17 protein-coding genes are annotated in these 14817 nt (G+C 69.6%); 3 read left to right on the top strand and 14 right to left on the bottom strand.

Going from position 1 to position 14817, the window contains the following annotated elements:
• Window positions 1–104: 104 nt before the first annotated feature.
• The 6 genes from ABE485_RS25940 to ABE485_RS25965 form a co-directional block, all read right to left on the bottom strand.
• Window positions 105–1568: a hypothetical protein gene (locus ABE485_RS25940; RefSeq protein WP_346518118.1), complete on the bottom strand. Its 1464-nt coding sequence runs from the start codon at window positions 1566–1568 to the stop codon at window positions 105–107.
• A gap of 227 nt (window positions 1569–1795) precedes the next feature.
• Entirely contained in the window at window positions 1796–2017 is a 222-nt protein-coding gene (locus tag ABE485_RS25945; protein WP_346518119.1) for a hypothetical protein, read from the bottom strand.
• Window positions 2018–2025: 8 nt separating this feature from the next.
• Window positions 2026–2415 carry a hypothetical protein gene (locus tag ABE485_RS25950; protein WP_346518120.1) on the bottom strand — a complete coding sequence of 130 codons (390 nt, stop codon included), beginning with the start codon at window positions 2413–2415 and terminating at the stop codon, window positions 2026–2028.
• 161 nt (window positions 2416–2576) lie between these two features.
• Entirely contained in the window at window positions 2577–3383 is an 807-nt protein-coding gene (locus ABE485_RS25955; RefSeq protein WP_346518121.1) for an HpcH/HpaI aldolase/citrate lyase family protein, read from the bottom strand.
• Between the two features lie 25 nt (window positions 3384–3408).
• Window positions 3409–4932, bottom strand: a complete 1524-nt coding sequence (locus tag ABE485_RS25960; RefSeq protein WP_346518122.1) for a UxaA family hydrolase — start codon at window positions 4930–4932, stop codon at window positions 3409–3411.
• Window positions 4933–4939: 7 nt separating this feature from the next.
• Window positions 4940–5944, bottom strand: coding sequence for a tripartite tricarboxylate transporter substrate binding protein (locus ABE485_RS25965; RefSeq protein ID WP_346518123.1), 1005 nt, complete (start codon window positions 5942–5944; stop codon window positions 4940–4942).
• Window positions 5945–6087: 143 nt separating this feature from the next.
• On the opposite strand from ABE485_RS25965, the gene ABE485_RS25970 reads away from it, so the two are divergent.
• Window positions 6088–7032: a LysR substrate-binding domain-containing protein gene (locus tag ABE485_RS25970; RefSeq protein WP_346518124.1), complete on the top strand. Its 945-nt coding sequence runs from the start codon at window positions 6088–6090 to the stop codon at window positions 7030–7032.
• Window positions 7033–7054: 22 nt separating this feature from the next.
• Here the strand turns inward: ABE485_RS25970 and ABE485_RS25975 are convergent, their stop codons facing one another.
• The 8 genes from ABE485_RS25975 to ABE485_RS26010 form a co-directional block, all read right to left on the bottom strand.
• Complete coding sequence (locus ABE485_RS25975; RefSeq protein ID WP_346518134.1) at window positions 7055–8008, bottom strand: metal ABC transporter solute-binding protein, Zn/Mn family; 954 nt, start codon at window positions 8006–8008, stop codon at window positions 7055–7057.
• Window positions 8009–8164: 156 nt separating this feature from the next.
• A complete protein-coding gene (locus ABE485_RS25980; RefSeq protein ID WP_346518125.1) occupies window positions 8165–9070 on the bottom strand; it encodes a metal ABC transporter permease in 906 nt (301 codons plus the stop codon).
• Complete coding sequence (locus tag ABE485_RS25985) at window positions 9067–9837, bottom strand: metal ABC transporter ATP-binding protein (protein ID WP_346518126.1); 771 nt, start codon at window positions 9835–9837, stop codon at window positions 9067–9069. Before ABE485_RS25985 ends, ABE485_RS25980 begins: the two co-directional genes overlap by 4 nt.
• Window positions 9834–10787: a metal ABC transporter solute-binding protein, Zn/Mn family gene (locus ABE485_RS25990; protein WP_346518127.1), complete on the bottom strand. Its 954-nt coding sequence runs from the start codon at window positions 10785–10787 to the stop codon at window positions 9834–9836. Before ABE485_RS25990 ends, ABE485_RS25985 begins: the two co-directional genes overlap by 4 nt.
• 49 nt (window positions 10788–10836) lie before the next feature.
• Complete coding sequence (locus ABE485_RS25995) at window positions 10837–11451, bottom strand: DUF6162 family protein (protein WP_346518128.1); 615 nt, start codon at window positions 11449–11451, stop codon at window positions 10837–10839.
• Between the two features lie 18 nt (window positions 11452–11469).
• Window positions 11470–11799 (bottom strand): hypothetical protein, encoded by a 330-nt coding sequence (locus ABE485_RS26000; protein WP_346518129.1) that lies wholly within the window; start codon window positions 11797–11799, stop codon window positions 11470–11472.
• Complete coding sequence (locus ABE485_RS26005; protein WP_346518130.1) at window positions 11799–12335, bottom strand: thiamine pyrophosphate-binding protein; 537 nt, start codon at window positions 12333–12335, stop codon at window positions 11799–11801. Before ABE485_RS26005 ends, ABE485_RS26000 begins: the two co-directional genes overlap by 1 nt.
• The gene (locus ABE485_RS26010) at window positions 12332–13507 is read right to left on the bottom strand and encodes a PepSY-associated TM helix domain-containing protein (RefSeq protein WP_346518131.1); all 1176 of its coding nucleotides are present in this window, start codon (window positions 13505–13507) and stop codon (window positions 12332–12334) included. Before ABE485_RS26010 ends, ABE485_RS26005 begins: the two co-directional genes overlap by 4 nt.
• A gap of 157 nt (window positions 13508–13664) precedes the next feature.
• Here ABE485_RS26010 and ABE485_RS26015 point away from each other — a divergent pair, with 157 nt between their 5' ends.
• Together ABE485_RS26015 and ABE485_RS26020 are read left to right on the top strand one after the other, a co-directional pair.
• On the top strand, window positions 13665–14294 hold the full coding sequence (locus ABE485_RS26015; protein ID WP_346518132.1) for an NAD-dependent dehydratase: 630 nt from the start codon (window positions 13665–13667) through the stop codon (window positions 14292–14294).
• Between the two features lie 114 nt (window positions 14295–14408).
• Window positions 14409–14817, top strand: a 409-nt coding sequence (locus ABE485_RS26020) for a DUF2946 family protein (protein WP_346518133.1), incomplete at its 3' end; no start/stop codon positions are given.

Raw genomic sequence — 14817 nt, forward strand, 5'->3', positions numbered from 1 at the left:
AAAAAAAGGTTGAGGCCGCGAGCGTTTCCGCTGCGCCGCCATTTTTCGGCCGTTGCGCACCATTGCGCGCGAACTCCTGTTGTCAATCCCGCCCCGGAAATCGGCTATCCGGACAAGACGACAAGCAGCGCCAGCGACAGCAGTATGCCGAACGCGGCCAGGGCAAACGGCAGTAGTAGAACATACACGCTGCGTTCCTGCCCCCTGCCATGCGCCAGTCCTGCCGCAATCGACATCCGGACCGGCGAAAAAATCCCCATCGAGGTGCCCGACACATGCAGCAGCGCAGCCGCTGCGGGGACATTCAGCCCTGCCTGAAGCGCTAATGATAGCTGGGAAGGCATGAAGAGGCTGTTCGGCGCGTTGCCGCTGTTGGCCAGGATGCCGAAGGCGCCGGCCAGAACCGGAGTGATAAGGATAGTCCAGTCGCGCAGGGCGGAAAACAGTCCATCGGCGTAGGCCTGCGAGATGCCCGCGCCGGCCAGCGTCTCGGCCATCATGGCGAACAGAAAGACCGACATGACGGCATGGCGGCCCGTCGTCCATGCCGCGCGTGCCTGCGCCGCCAGCTGGCCACGGCGGCGGGGCCCGAACGCCATCAGCAGCGCGCCGGCGATCAGCCAGCTGCCCGCGTGCAGGAAGGGCATCCATGCGGGCAGGTCCGCATAGGGCCGGAAGTCGGCCAGGCTGGCCAGGGCGCGGTTGACGCCGGGCATCAACCGCGTCGCCACCAGGCAGGCGATCAGCGCGATATAGGGCAGGGCCTCGCGTGCCGCCTGCAGCGCCTGGCGAGCGTCAGGGCGCCGGTCCGCCAGGAAGCGCAGGACGATCAGCGGGCCGTACGCCGCCAGCAGCGCCGTTTCGGGGCCCAGAAGCGCCGTCGCGGCAGCCAGCAGCGCAAGGCTTGCCGTCATCCATGCGGCCTCGCGTGCGCGCTCGGACACCGGCGCCGGCAGTCCGGCCCGGTCAGCGGTCCGCCAGTACAGGCACATCCAGACCATCATCAGCAAGGCCACCGGCGCCATGCCGTACAGCGCCAGCTGCGCCGGCGGCACGCGCGCGTAGGCCGATGCCAGCAGCGTGCCGCTGCCCATCGCGCCCCATGGGATGAGCGTCTGGCTCAGCAGGGCGAACACCATGGTCTCGCGCGCCTTCAGCCCCAGCGGCCGGATCAGCATCACGGTGCCCAGCATGCCCACGCCGAATCCGGTGGCGGACTCGGCGAACGGTCCGATCAGGAAGCAGGCGAAGAACAGCAGCCTGCGCCGGGCCAGCGGATCGCGCGGCAGGGCCGGATCGCCTTTGCCGGGGGCGGCGCGGCCTTGCGCGGCCATCTGCCAGAACAGCAGCCCGCCCAGGATATAGGGAGTGATGATCCCGCCGATCCAGAGTCCGCGTTCCAGCGCCACCGCCAATTGGGCGGGCGCGTAGGGCGCGGGCGCCGCGAACAGGGCCACGGCGATGGCGGCGACCAGTCCCAGCACCGCCGCCAGGGTCGTGTTCATGCGCCCGCTGGCGATCGCGCCGATCACGGTCAGCGCGGGCAGGGACCACAGGAGGTACATCATGGACGGGAAGCGTGCATGGCTGGCGGGAAGGCGCGACGCGAAAGCGTAGCAGTATGCCGGCCGCGTGCCCGGAACGCCATGGCAAGGCGCGGGGCGCCCACGCGAGACGCAGGATTTCCACGCGCGTAAATGGCATCACGCCGGCGGGCGCTGGGAGCGCCGGCCGGCGTGACGAGGGGAAAGGGGCAGGGGCGAAGCGCCGCGCGAACCCGCGCGGCGCCTGTCCGCTACTGGTTGGCGCCGCGGATATTGCCCGCGATGCCGCCCGCCGCGCCGCCGATCGCGGCGCCGGTCAAGGCGCTGCCGCCCGCGATGGCGGCAATGCCGGCGCCCGCGGCGGCGCCCATGATGCCGCCGGTGACGGTGCCTTGCTGTTCCTTGGTCATGTTGGTGCAAGCGGCCAGGGACGCCATCGCAATGGCCAGGCCTATGGTTCGGATGGTTTTCATGGCGGCTCCTAGGGGGTGCGCTTCGTCTTGGTGGCGGGCATGACGATCTCGAACCAGATAGTCTCTACCACCGGCCGGTCAATCTGAGACGGATTGGCCGCATACCAGCGGTCCAACGTGTCGCGCACGGAGTCCAGCGTCTGGTTCTGAAGCCCGTTGGCGAACTTCGGCACCAGGGTCTGGGAGTCCGGGACGGACCGGCGCTGCTGATAGGCCCGTTCGACTTCAAGCACGTTCGCCATGCCCAGCAGATAGGCTTTCTTCAGGTTGGCGTCCGATTCCGTCCAGTGCTTACCGGTGATGATGGGGGCGGGTTCGGGGGGCGCGGCCGTGGTGGGCGGGGCGAACAGAATTGATAGGGCCACGGTCGCAGGGGCAAGCAGGTGTTTTACTCGCATCGCATCGCTCCTTTGGGGAACAAAAGATAGAAAACAACCTTCGCGCGCGATTCGGACGGAGGGATCGTGATGGCCGGTCGAAAAGCGGTACTGATCAATTTATGCCTGAAAGCCGGCCCGCGCAAGACCAGATTACGGGCCGGAACCCCGCCCGCGTCGACTCAGTAGGCGGCGGATGAGGGCGATGGCGGGCCGTCGGCGGCGGTGGACAGGAAGCTCGCGGCCAGGCGCCGCGCACTGTTCGCATACAGCAGGACGTCGACGCCCGTCGCCACGAAGGTGCAGCCCAGGTCCAGGTAGCGGCGCGCCAGCACGGCGTCGGACGTGAGCGTGCCGGCCGCCTTGCCGCTGTCGATGATGACCCGCATGGCGCGTTCGATCGCCGCCTGCACCTCGGGGTGGCCCGGGCGGCCGCGATAGCCCATCGAGGCGGCGAGGTCAGCGGGGCCGATGAATACGCCGTCCACGCCCGGCACGGCGCAGATCGCTTCCAGGTCCGCCAGCGCCGCCACGGTTTCCGCCTGCACCAGCAGGCAGATCTCGTCGTCGGCGACATCCAGGTAGTCGTCGCGGCTGCTCCAGCGCGATGCCCGTCCCACGGCGCTGCCCACGCCGCGCACGCCTTGCGGCGGGTAGCGCGTGGCGGCCACCAGCGCGCGCGCCTGCGCGGCGCTGTCCACCATGGGCACGAGCAGGTTGCGGGCGCCGATGTCCAGCATCTGCTTGATGAGCGCGGTGTCGCCGGCCACCACGCGCACGACGGGCTGCGAGCGGTACGGCGCCACGGCCTGCAGGGCGGCGAGCGTGCCGCGCAGGTCGTTCGGGGCGTGCTCGCCGTCGATCAGCAGCCAGTCGAAGCCCGCGGTCGCGGAGACTTCGGCCAGGTAGGGATCGGCCATCGACAGCCACAGGCCGACCTGCGCCTGCCGCGCCGCGAGGGCGGATTTGAAGGGGTTGTGCGCCGGCATGCGGGAAGGCTCCTGAAGGGATGAGTCAGCTGACGATGCCCAGATGCCAGGGCACGAATTCGTGGTTGCCCAGGCCCAGCGCCTCGCTCTTGGTGGGCGCGCCGGAGGCGGCGCGCAGGATGTGCTCGAAGATGCGCCGGCCCATCTGCGCGATGTCGACGTCGCCGTCCAGCACCGCGCCGCAATTGATGTCCATGTCGTCCCGCAGGCGGGCATACATGGCGCTGTTGCTGGCCAGCTTGAGCGTGGGCGCGGGCTTGGAGCCGAACATGGAGCCGCGGCCCGTGGTGAAGCAGATCAGGTTGGCGCCGCTGGCGATCTGGCCGGTGACGGCCACCGGGTCATAGCCCGGCGAATCCATGAACACCAGGCCCGCGCGGTCGATGGGTTCGGCATACTCGTAGACGGCCTGCAGCGGCGTCGTGCCGCCCTTCATGGCCGATCCCAGCGACTTTTCAAAGATGTTGGCCAGCCCGCCTTGCTGGTTGCCGTGGCCCACCACGCCGTTGAACTGCGCGTTCTGGCCGGCCGTGTAGCGTTCCCACCAGGCCAGCCGGTCCAGCAGTTTCTGCCCGACCTCCGGCGTCACGGCGCGGCGCGTCAGCATGTATTCCACGCCGTGGATCTCGGGTGTCTCCGACAGGATCGCGGTGCCGCCGTGGCGCACCAGGATGTCCATGGCCGCGCCGAGCGCGGGATTGGCGGTGATGGCGGAAAAGCCGTCCGAACCGCCGCATTCCAGTCCGATCTTCAGGTGGCTGGCCGGCACCGCGGTGCGCCGCGCGGCGTCGGCCTGCGGCAGCATGTCCTCGATGGCGCGGATGCCCGCCGCAATGGTTGCGCGCGTGCCTCCGCTGTCCTGCATGACCAGCGTGCGCACGCGCGCATCCTGCGCAAGCTGCTGCGATTCCACCAGCGCGGCCACCTGGTTGCGCTCGCAGCCCAGCCCCACGATCAGCACGCCCGCCAGGTTGGGATGCCGCGCATAGCCCGCCAGCGTGCGCCGCAGCACATCGAAATGCTCGCTGGGCGACGACATCCCACAGCCGCTCGTCTGCGCGAACGCCGCCACCCCGTCCACGTTGGGATACGCGGCCAGGCGTTCGGGCGTGAAGTGCTCAGCGATGTGGTGGATCACCGTGGCGGAACAGTTGACCGAGGCCAGGATGCCGATGAAATTGCGCGTGCCCACGCGTCCGTCGGCGCGCAGGTAGCCCTGGAACGTGGCGCGCTGCGCCTCGGGCAGCAGTTCCACGGGCCGCGCGTCGCGGCAGAATGCCGGGTCGCGCGCGAAGTCGGCCAGCGCCAGGTTGTGCGCGTGCACGTGGTCTCCGGCTTCGATGTCGCGCGCCGCCACGCCGATGATGGCGTCGTACTTGCGCACCGGCTCGCCGGCCGCGATGCGGCAGGCGGCGATCTTGTGCCCGCCCGGCACCTGCGCGCGCAGGCGCAGGCCCAGCTCCGGGATGGACATGCCCAGCGCCAGGGCCTGCCTGGCGACCAGCACGTTGTCGTTGGCGTGCAGCCGGATCAAAGGGTTGGTGTTCACCGGGGAATCAGCCTTTCTGGAGCATTTCTTTCAGCTTCAGCCGCGCGATCAGCACGGTTTCCTGCTGGTAGACCGACGCCACGTAGGCCTTGTAGTCCGGCCCGTCCAGGTACATCACCGGCGCATCGATGCGATCGGCCACCTGCTTGAAGGCGTCGCTCTGGACCGCGGTGCGGAATGCGTCGCGCAGCTTGCGTTCCACGGCCGGGTCCAGTCCCTTCGGCGCGCCGATGCCGTTTGGCGCCTCGACCACGACGTCGTAGCCCAGTTCCTTGAGCGTGGGCGCATCCTTGAAGCGCGTGGCGCGCGACTCGCCCCAGGTGGCCAGCAGGCGCAGCTTGCCCGATTCGACATGCGGCGCCCACGAACTGGAGTCCGCCAGCAGGTCGATCTGGCCGCCCAGGACGTCCTGCAGCGCGGCCGCGCCGCCCTTGTAGGCGATCGCGTTGAAGCGCGCGCCCGCCGCCATGGCGAACTCTTCCATGCCCACATGCGTGGCGCCGCCGATGCCCGCGTGTCCGTAACTGAGCTTGCCCGGATTGGCCTTGGCGTGGGCCACGACGTCCTTCAGCGTCTTGAACGGCGACGTGGCCAGCACGGCGATGCCGAAGGTCTGGCCCGAGGTGCGGGCAAGGTAGGTCAGCTCGCTGCGGGGATCGAGCTGCAGCAGGCCAAGCTGGGAAAAGCGCGCAACCGATATCGGAATCTGGCCGATGGTGTAGCCGTCCGGCTGGGCCTGCGACAGGGACTTGGTGCCGAGCATGCCCGACGCCCCCGCGCGGTTCTCCACCACGATGGACTGGCCCAGCACGCCGGACGCCACCTGGCAGAGCGCCCGCATCGACTGGTCGGCGGTGCCGCCGACCGGCCACGGGCAGATGAAAGTGATGGGCCGCAGCGGATAGTCGGCGGCGCGCGCGCCAAAGGGGGCCAGCAGGCCGGCCGCGCCGGCACAGGCGGCGCCCGCCAGCAGCCTGCGCCTGCGCAGGTCAGGGGGTGGAAGTTGCCTCATGGATTGTCTCCGGATGTCGTTATTGTTGAGGTTCGCCGTGAAGGCTGCGGGCGACCGGTGTTTATTCTCGTGGGCTTATATATAACTATCCAATAGAATTGGCTGATCGATAGATAACCAATCTGGTATGTATTGGATCCGCCATGGCGCACCTGGACCGCGTATTCCGCTCAAACCTCAAGCTGCGGCATCTGCAACTGGTCGTGGCGCTGGACGAATTCCGCCATCTGGGCCGCACGGCGGAGTTCATGGCGGTCAGCCAGCCCGCCGTGTCGCGCATGCTGTCCGAGGTCGAGGCCATGCTCGGCTTCACGCTGTTCGACCGGTCCGTGCGCGGCACGGAACCCACCGCGGCGGGCCTGTCCGTGGTGCGCTTCGCGCGCGGCGTGCTGGCGCAATACGAACGGACTCGCGATGAGATCGACGCGGCCGCAAGCGGCGCCGCCGGCAAGACGCGGGTGGGCGCGATGGCCGTGGCGATGCCGGTGCTGCTGGCGCGTGCGGTGCAGGCGCTGAAGGCGCGGTCGGCGCGCGCCACCGTGCAGATCGAGGAAGGCGACCTGACCCACCTGCTGCCCAAGTTGCGCCTGGGCGAGTTGGACCTGTTCGTGGGGCGGCTGGAACCCGGCTATGCCGCGCCGGACCTGCAGACCGAGGCCTTGTTCGAGGAACCGATGGTGGTGGTTGCCGGGCCGGGCAGCAAGGTGGCCGGCATGGCGGAACCGGCGTGGACGGATCTGGCCGCCTTGCCCTGTGTCATGCCGCCGCCCTGGGCGTCGCTGCGCGTGAAGCTGGAGCAGCAATTCCATCGGCATGGGCTGCAGCCGTCGTCCGACCTGATGGAAACCTCGTCCTACCTGGCCACGTTGACCTTCGTGGGCGAGCGGGGCGGGGTGGGGTTCCTGGCGCGGTCGGCGGCCAGGCGCTTCGAGCGCCAGGGCCTGTGCAGGATCCTGGATGTGCCACTGCCGCTGGAGCTGCCGCCGGTCGGCATCATGACGCTGCGGGGCGCCGGGCTGCCGGCCGCAAGCCTGCAACTGATCGAATGCCTGCGGGCAGCCGCCGCGGCGCAGGCGGCCGGCGGCTAGTCCGGTCTTGGCTAGCCCGCTCTTACTTCGCCGCGGACGCGGCCGCTGGCGCCAGGGCTTGCAGCAGCAGCTTCGCGTTGCCCTGCAGGTCGGCGACGGGGTCAGCGCCGTCGGTGGCCAGGACAATGGCGCGCGCGCCGCCGGCCTCGATCGCCTGGCGCAATTCCGGCGTGGGCTCGCGATGCAGCAGGGCGGCGGCGACGCCGTTGTCCTTCAGCGTCGCGGTCAGCGCGGCCAGCGTTTCGGGCGTCCAATCCTTGTCGTCGCGCGCCTGCGTATCCACCAGGTCCAGGTTGAACTCCGCGATCAGGTAGGGCAGGCGTTCGGACAGGCTGACGACGGCGACGTTTTGGGCCTGGGCCAGGCCGGCCTGGCTTGTGGCGTTAAGTTCGACCAGCGTGCGCTTGATCCGCGCCAGGTTCTCGCCGATGCGCTTGTCATCCGAGGGCGACAGGCGTCCCAGGTCGGCGGCGACGATGTCGGCCATGCGCCCCAGGTTGACGATGCTCAGCCACGGATACGCGGCGAACTGGCCGCCCGGCCGCGCGTCGCTCTGCAGGGCGATGCCGTTGAGCGCGCCGTCCAGCGGCCGGGCGGCGTCGATTTCAATGATGCGGATGTTGCTGCGGCGCGCCGTGGCAAAGAGCGGGTCATCGGGCCAGATCGAACGCAGGCCCACCGCCGCGTCGGCGGAGGCCGCGGCCTTCTGCAGCGCCGGACCGCCGCGCCCATGGAAATACGACGACAGGCGCGTGGCCGGCAGATTGGCGGGGGCGGCGCGCTCGACGCGGATGCCGGTGCCGTCGGCCAGGCTGCTGGTCAGCGCGTACACCACGGGGTGCGCGGCCAGCACCGTGGCCGCGGCGGGCGCGGCAGGCAGCGTTTCGGCCGGGGGCGCGCGCGCGGCCCGGCCGGCCCGGGCGGGGTGCTGCGCCTGCGCCCCGGCGGCGGCGCCCCAAGGGGACGCCAAGGCCACAGCCAAGGCGGCGCGGCGTTTCGGCGTGGGCCGCGCGCGCGGCCCGGCCGGACCTGGCGGGTTCCTGCGCCTGCGCCACGGCGGCGGCGCCCAATGCGGACGCCAGTGCCACCGCCAGGGCGGCGCGGCGCAACGTTGCGTATCCGGACTTCATGCTCATGCTGCATTTCCTTTCAGACCCGGCACCAGGCTGCGCGCCAGGGCCGCGATCGCGAACAAGATGCCCGCGACCAGAATGATGGCCGCGCCCGAAGGCACCGGCAGTTCCAGCTCGATCGGCAGCATGATGCCGGCCAGCGTGCTGATCATCGCCAGCAGCACCGACAGCGCGAAGAAGCTCTTGAGCGACTGCGCCAGCATCCGGGCCGCGGCCGCCGGGATCACCAGCAGGGCGCCGACCAGGATGGCCCCGATCACCTTGACCGACGCCACGGTCACCAGCGTGATCAGGATCACGAACAGGTAGTCCATGGCCTTGACCGGTACGCCGCGCACCGCGGCGAGCTGCGGGTTGAAGCTGGCCAGCATCAGCCGGTTGTAGTTGGGCAGGGCCAGCGCCAGCGCCAGCACCGCGACGCAGGTCAGCACCGCGAGGTCATTGCTGTTGACCGTGAGCACGGAGCCGAACAGCACGTTCTCCAGGATATGGATGTTGATGCGGCCGGACAGCATCAGCAGCAGGCTGGCGCCCAGGGCCAGCGACACCGACAGGAACACGCCGATCAGCGTGTCGGGCGTGAGCCGCGTGCGGTTGCTCAGGAAATTCAGCAGGATGCCGAAGATCAGGCAGTAGCTGAACAGGCTGCCGTACGGGCCGGTATAGGGCTCGCCCAGCAGGATGCCGATGGCGACGCCGGTCAGCGCGGCGTGGCCCACCGCTTCCGAGAAGAAGGCAAAGCGCTTGACCACGACCAGGGTGCCCAGGCCGCCCAGGACGGGGCCGATGATCAGGCCGGCCATCAGGGCGTTGACCACGAAGCCGTAGGCAAGCGATTCGGGCAGCATGCCGGATTCGGCGGCCGACTGCACCCACTGGCGCAGGTTGTCGAAAAAGGCGTTCATGCGGCGCGCTCCTGCGGCAGGCTGGCGACGCGCGGCCGCGTCGAGAACAGGGCCAGCAGCCGGTCGGGCGTGAGCACCTGCGCGGGCGGGCCGTCGCACAGCACCTGGCGGTTCAGTCCGGTCACGCGGTCGGCCAGGCGGCCCACGGCCTCAAGGTCGTGCTCGATCCACAGCACGGTCACGCGCTGCGCGCGCCAGCTGTCCAGCAGTTCCTCGAACACGCGCACGCCGGCTTCGTCCAGCGCGGACATGGGTTCGTCCAGCACCACCATCGAGGGGCTGGGCACCAGGCCCTGCGCCAGCAGCACGCGCTGGCGCTCGCCGCCCGACAGGGCGCCCATGCGCCGGTTGCGCTTGTCCTGCATGCCGACACGCGCCAGCGCGTCGCCGATCTCGCCCGCGCGCGAGCGCGACAGTCCCAGGAAGGCGGGCTTGCGCTGGCACATCGCGGCCATGAAATCGTTGACCGTCATGGGCAGCCCGCGGTCGAACTCCAGCGCCTGCGGGATGTAGCCGATGACGCCGGGCCGGTCGCCCGGCCAGGACACGCTGAGCTTGCCGCGATGGGGCATCTGGCCAAGCAGCGTCTTGACCAGCGAACTCTTGCCGCCGCCATTCGGGCCGACCAGCGCGTGCACGCTGCCCGGCGCGACGGTGAAGCCGACGCCGGTCAGGATATCGGTGCGGCCCAGGGTCAGGGAAATATCGTCAAAGACCAGCGAGGGGCCGAGCGCGCCGGCCATCGGGGTCGTCGCGGCGGCCGTCACGCGCCGGCCTCTTTGATGGCGCGCACGACGGTGGCCAGGTTCTGCTTCATCTCTTTCTCGAACTGCTCGGCGCTGTACTCGCCATAGGAAATGTGCGACAGCGCATACAGCTTTACGCCGGTCTCGCGCTGGATGGTCTCGACGTAGGCCGACGGGAAGTTCAGTTCCGAAAAGATCACCTTGACGTTCGCGGCGCGCAGTTGCTCGATGGTGCCCTTGAGCTGCGCGGGGCTGGGCTCGATGCCGTGGGCCGGCTCGACGACCGCGGTCACTTCCAGCCCGAACTCGCGCAGCAGGTAGTCATAGGCGCCATGGATGGTCGCGACGCGCAGGTCCGCATTGGGCGCCGTCGCCAGCTGGCCCAGCGCGTCGGCGCGCAGCTTGCGCAGGCGCTGGCCATAGGCGCGCGCATTGGCGGTATAGGCCTGGGCGTTCGCGGGGTCGATGCGGCCCAGTTCGCGCGCGATGGTGTTGATCTGGGCGATGGACGCGGTGATGGACAGGAAGGTGTGCGGGTTGACGACCTTGCCGGAATCGCCGCCGCCCCGCGCCGCCATGCCGACGGCCGCCAGCAGCGGCACCTGCGCGTTGGCCTCGATCACCGGGATCTTGGGCTTTTCGCTGGCGGCGATCATGCGGTCGGCGAAGTCGTCGTGGCCGATGCCGTTCAGCACCACCAGGTCCAGCGTGCCGATGCGCTTGATGTCTTCCGCGCGCGGCTCGTAGGCGTGCGGATTGAAGCCCACCGGGATCAGCGGCACCACTTCCGCCTTGTCGCCGACGATGTTGGCGACGTAGCTGTAATACGGATGCAGCGTCACGCCGATGCGCAGGCGCTTGGCCTCCTCGGCGTGGGCCGGCGCGAGCAGGGCGCAGGCCAGCAGCGCCAGCGCGGTCAGCGGCCGCGCGCAACGGCGCAGGAACAGGTCGAAAGACGGGAATGCGGACATAAGTCTGGAAGAGGCTCGGTGTCGGGAAACGGTGGGAAGGGAAGGCCGGTCAGGGCTTGTTCTGGCGGGTGACGCCGCTGTCGAACTGGGCGACGATCTGGCGCCAGCCGGCGGCCGCGAGGGCGGCGTCGTCCGCGGGATCCGGCACGCGGGCGGCCGCGTCGCGCGCAAGCCAGACGTCGGCCTGGGCCTCGCCGGCCGGCGCGTGGTCATGGCCGTGGCCATCCTTGGCGCCGCCGGCGTCGGTGCGCAGCAGGAACGAGCCCGCCAGTGCGGCATCGGCCGTCTGGCCCACGTACAGCACGTGGCCGGCCTGCTTCTGCAGGCGCCAGGCGTGGCCGCCGCGCACCGCCGTGCTGTTGTCGGCGACAAACGGCGGCAGGCCCTGGTCTGCCAGGTCGGCGACGGACGGCGCGGGTTCGCCGGCCTGCGCCGCAAAGGCGATTTCGTCGTAGGCGACGCGCAGGTCCGCGTAGATGCCCTGTTCGGCGGGCGTCAGGTCGCGGCGCGCGTCGATCTGGCTGGCCGCGAGCGCGGCGCCTTCGGCGGGCGCGGCGCGCAGGCCGATGTAGCCGGCGGCGGCCGCAACGATGACCAGGCATGCGCCCAGCACCGCAAGCGTTTCATGTCCGGCGCCCGCGGGGCGGATGACTTGTGTGTGCATGCTGCTAAGGGCCGGGGCTTACTGGATGTCGACGTGGTCGATTTCGACGACGTGGCCGGGACCGGCGTCGAACAGCACGTAGAACTCGCCGTCGGGCCGCTTGAAGGTCAGCTTGGAATCCTTGTCCAGCTTGCCCGGAACCAGGATCTGCTCATCGTAGGAGATCACGTCCATCGTGACGCCCGCGGCGCCGCTGCCGTCGGAGAAGCCGCCGGTGCACTGGATCTGTTCCTTGTCGGCCGCCGCCTTGCATTCGGCCATGGGGTTGTGCGCCAGGGCGCCGGCGCTGGCGCACAGCAGGGCGCCGGCCAAGGCGGCGCGCGCACCGTTCGCGGTAAACGGATTCATCAGTTTGCTCCTTGTTTCTTCAGCCACTCGGCGGTGGCGGGCGAGGCCGTGGCGATGGGCCAGGCTGCCTGGTGCATCGAGCCGTCCCAGCCTTCGGCGGTGATCCACAATTCGGCATCGGGCGCGGTGCGCGGCGGGATCGGCACCGTGGCGAAAGCCCGGTGGGGGCTGCCGAAGAAGATCGATCCCGCGGCGCGCAGGCTGCGCGGCTTGCCGACACGGACGTAGACCGCGCGGATCTGGTCCTGGCACTGGGCGCACTGGGCCATGGTGAAGGTCTTGACCATGCCGGCCGGATCGGACTTGGGTGCGCCGACTTGCCACTCGGCAAGCTGCAGCTTCCACGGACCCACCTGCACGTCGCCGGCGGAGCGCTGGCCCAGTCCCATCAGGCCGCGCGACAGCGCCAGATTGTCGAAATACTTCGGCACATAGATGATGGGCAGGATGAGCAGCAGGCCGCTCAGGTGAAAGCGCCAGCGGCGCCAGAAACTGGGCTTGGGCGCGGCGGGGCTCAGGGTTGCGGTCTTGCTCATTCGGTCACCTCGCGTGCGGCGGAACGGTCGGCGCGCGCCGGGCGCAGCGCCTTGGCGGTGGCTTGCGCGGTGCGCTTGGTCCAGATCAGCAGGCCGCTGAGCGACATCATCGTCAGCAGCAGGCCGAACAGGAACCACACCAGCTTGAGCCAGAATCCGCCGAAGTCGCCCGTATGCAGAGGGCGCATCGATTCCGTGAAGAACTCCAGGCCGTTGCGGTCCGACAGGCGGCGCACGTCCTCGACTTTGCCGTTGTAGGGATTGATCTTGGCGGACTGGAACATCAGGGGATAGGCGCCGCGGCCCGCGATGGTGATCGGGTCATACGCGTTGCCGGGGAAGAATACGTGCTGCGTTTCCAGGCCGGGCAATTCGCGTTCGGCGATGGCGACGATGTCGTCGAGCGGCAGGCGCTTGATGGCCTGGCCGGGCGTCACGGTGGGCACCTCGTCGCGCGCCACGACGGCGGGCACACCCTGGGTCGAAATGGTGGTGGCCGTATCCGCCAGCACCGCCTGCACCAGGAACCAGATCGCGCTGACCGAAATCAGCAGGATGAACCAGACGGACCACAGCCCGGACAGCCGGTGGAAATCGCCCCAGAAAATGCGCGCGCCCTGGCCGATGCGCAGGCGCGGCTTCTGGAAGTACGCGCGCCAGAAGCGCTTGTACACCACCAGGCCGGTGATCAGCGAGGCCAGCATCGGCAGCGACAGCAGGGATACCAGATACCAGCCCCAGCTGTAGCCGTTGGTGAAGGGGATCAGCAGCCAGCCGTGCAGCGCCCGCATGAACTGCCGCAGGTCGAAGTTCAGGGCCGGTCCCTGCACCACGCCGGTATAGGGATTGACGTAGATCGACGTGAAGCGCGCGCCCGGGTAGCCCACGGACGCGGTCAGCGCGAACTGCGATTCTTCAGGCCAGGACAGGCGTTGCACCGAGGCTTCGGGTTCCTGCTTGGCGATGGAGTCCATCAGCGCCTGGTAGCCCATGCGCGGCGTGTCGGCGTCAGGCGCCTGGGCGCGGACGGCGGGGTTGATCAGCCAGACGATTTCCTGGCTGATGACGGCGATGGTTCCGGTCGCACAGATGAAGAAAAGGAATATCCAGATTGGCAAGGCCAGCCAACTGTGTACAAGGAACCATAATTTGGAGCGCGATGGCTTGGCCATTCAAAAGCTATCCCGTGAGCGAGGCATGTGGTCCCATTTAAGGGAGGTGTCAGGCGGAATTCTAGCAATAATAAGTCTCAATTGTCTTAGTATGGGCACGAACGCCGCGCTGGCGACGCGCGGGCAGGGCGCCCGGGCGCAAATCAAGGAACCCGACATGAAACTATTGCTGGCCGGCGCCACCGGGCTGGTGGGGCGCCACGTCCTGGATCTGGCGCTGGCCGATCCGCGGGTGGAATCCATCGCGGCGCCCGTCCGCCGGGCGCTCCCGCCGCAGCCGAAGCTGCTGGCGCCGGTTGTCGATTTCGACGATTTGCCTGGGGATGCGCCCTGGTGGCGGGCCGATGCCGTCATTTGCGCGCTGGGCACCACCATGCGGACGGCCGGCGGGCAGGCCGCCTTCCGGCGCGTGGACCACGACTATCCGCTGGCGATCGCCGACCTGGCCCTGCGCGCCGGCGCGTCCGCGTATGTGCTCAATTCCGCGATCGGGGCCGATTCCACGTCGCGGTTCTTCTATAACCGCGTCAAGGGTGAACTGGAACAGGCGCTGTCGGGACGCGGATATCGGTCGCTGACGTTCGTGCGTCCCGGCTTGATCGGCGGCGAGCGCGACGAGTTCCGGGCGGGCGAAAGGGCGATGGCGGCGGTCTTGCGGCTGGCCGGGCCGGTGCTGCCGCGCCGCTGGCGGATCAATCCGGCCGCCACGATCGCCAGGGCCATGCTCGAAGCGGCCATCGCGGCCCGGCCCGGCCTGCATGTCATCGGGGCCGATCAGCTGGCTTGAGGCCGGCGGCGCGCGGCCGCGGGACGGCGAATGGGCATTCCGGAATGGCGCATCGCGCGCATTGCGTAAAATGCGCGCTTGGCGACGGAATCGGCCGTCGCCGGGAACGAGCGCATGCGCCCCGGCCTGTCCTGTCCACCTCTACGCATTGCCAGCGTCGGCACGCTGGCGCGGCTCCTGCTGCTGCTTCTGCTGGCGGCGCGCGCCGTCGTGCCCGTGGGCTACATGCCCGACGCGGACGCGCTGCGGCACGGCCGCCTGGCGCTGGGGTTCTGCGCGGCGGGCGGCGGCGTGTTTCCGGGCATGGGCCAACCGGGCGGGCAGCACGCGCAGGCCGATTCCCACCACGGACACCACGAACAGGGCGACCCGTCCAGCCACATCGGCGCCGGGCAGGAGTGCCCCTTCGGGCTGGCCGCGCATCAGGCGCTGCTTCTGCCGCCGGCCCTGGCGCTGGCCCCCACGCTGCTGGGCGGCTTCATCCCGCCGCCGCGGATCGTGGACAGCCCGCGGCCTCCCATGC

Origin of the sequence: Achromobacter spanius (assembly GCF_039673305.1) — a bacterium.
Classification (GTDB): Bacteria; Pseudomonadota; Gammaproteobacteria; order Burkholderiales; family Burkholderiaceae_B; genus Achromobacter; species Achromobacter spanius_F.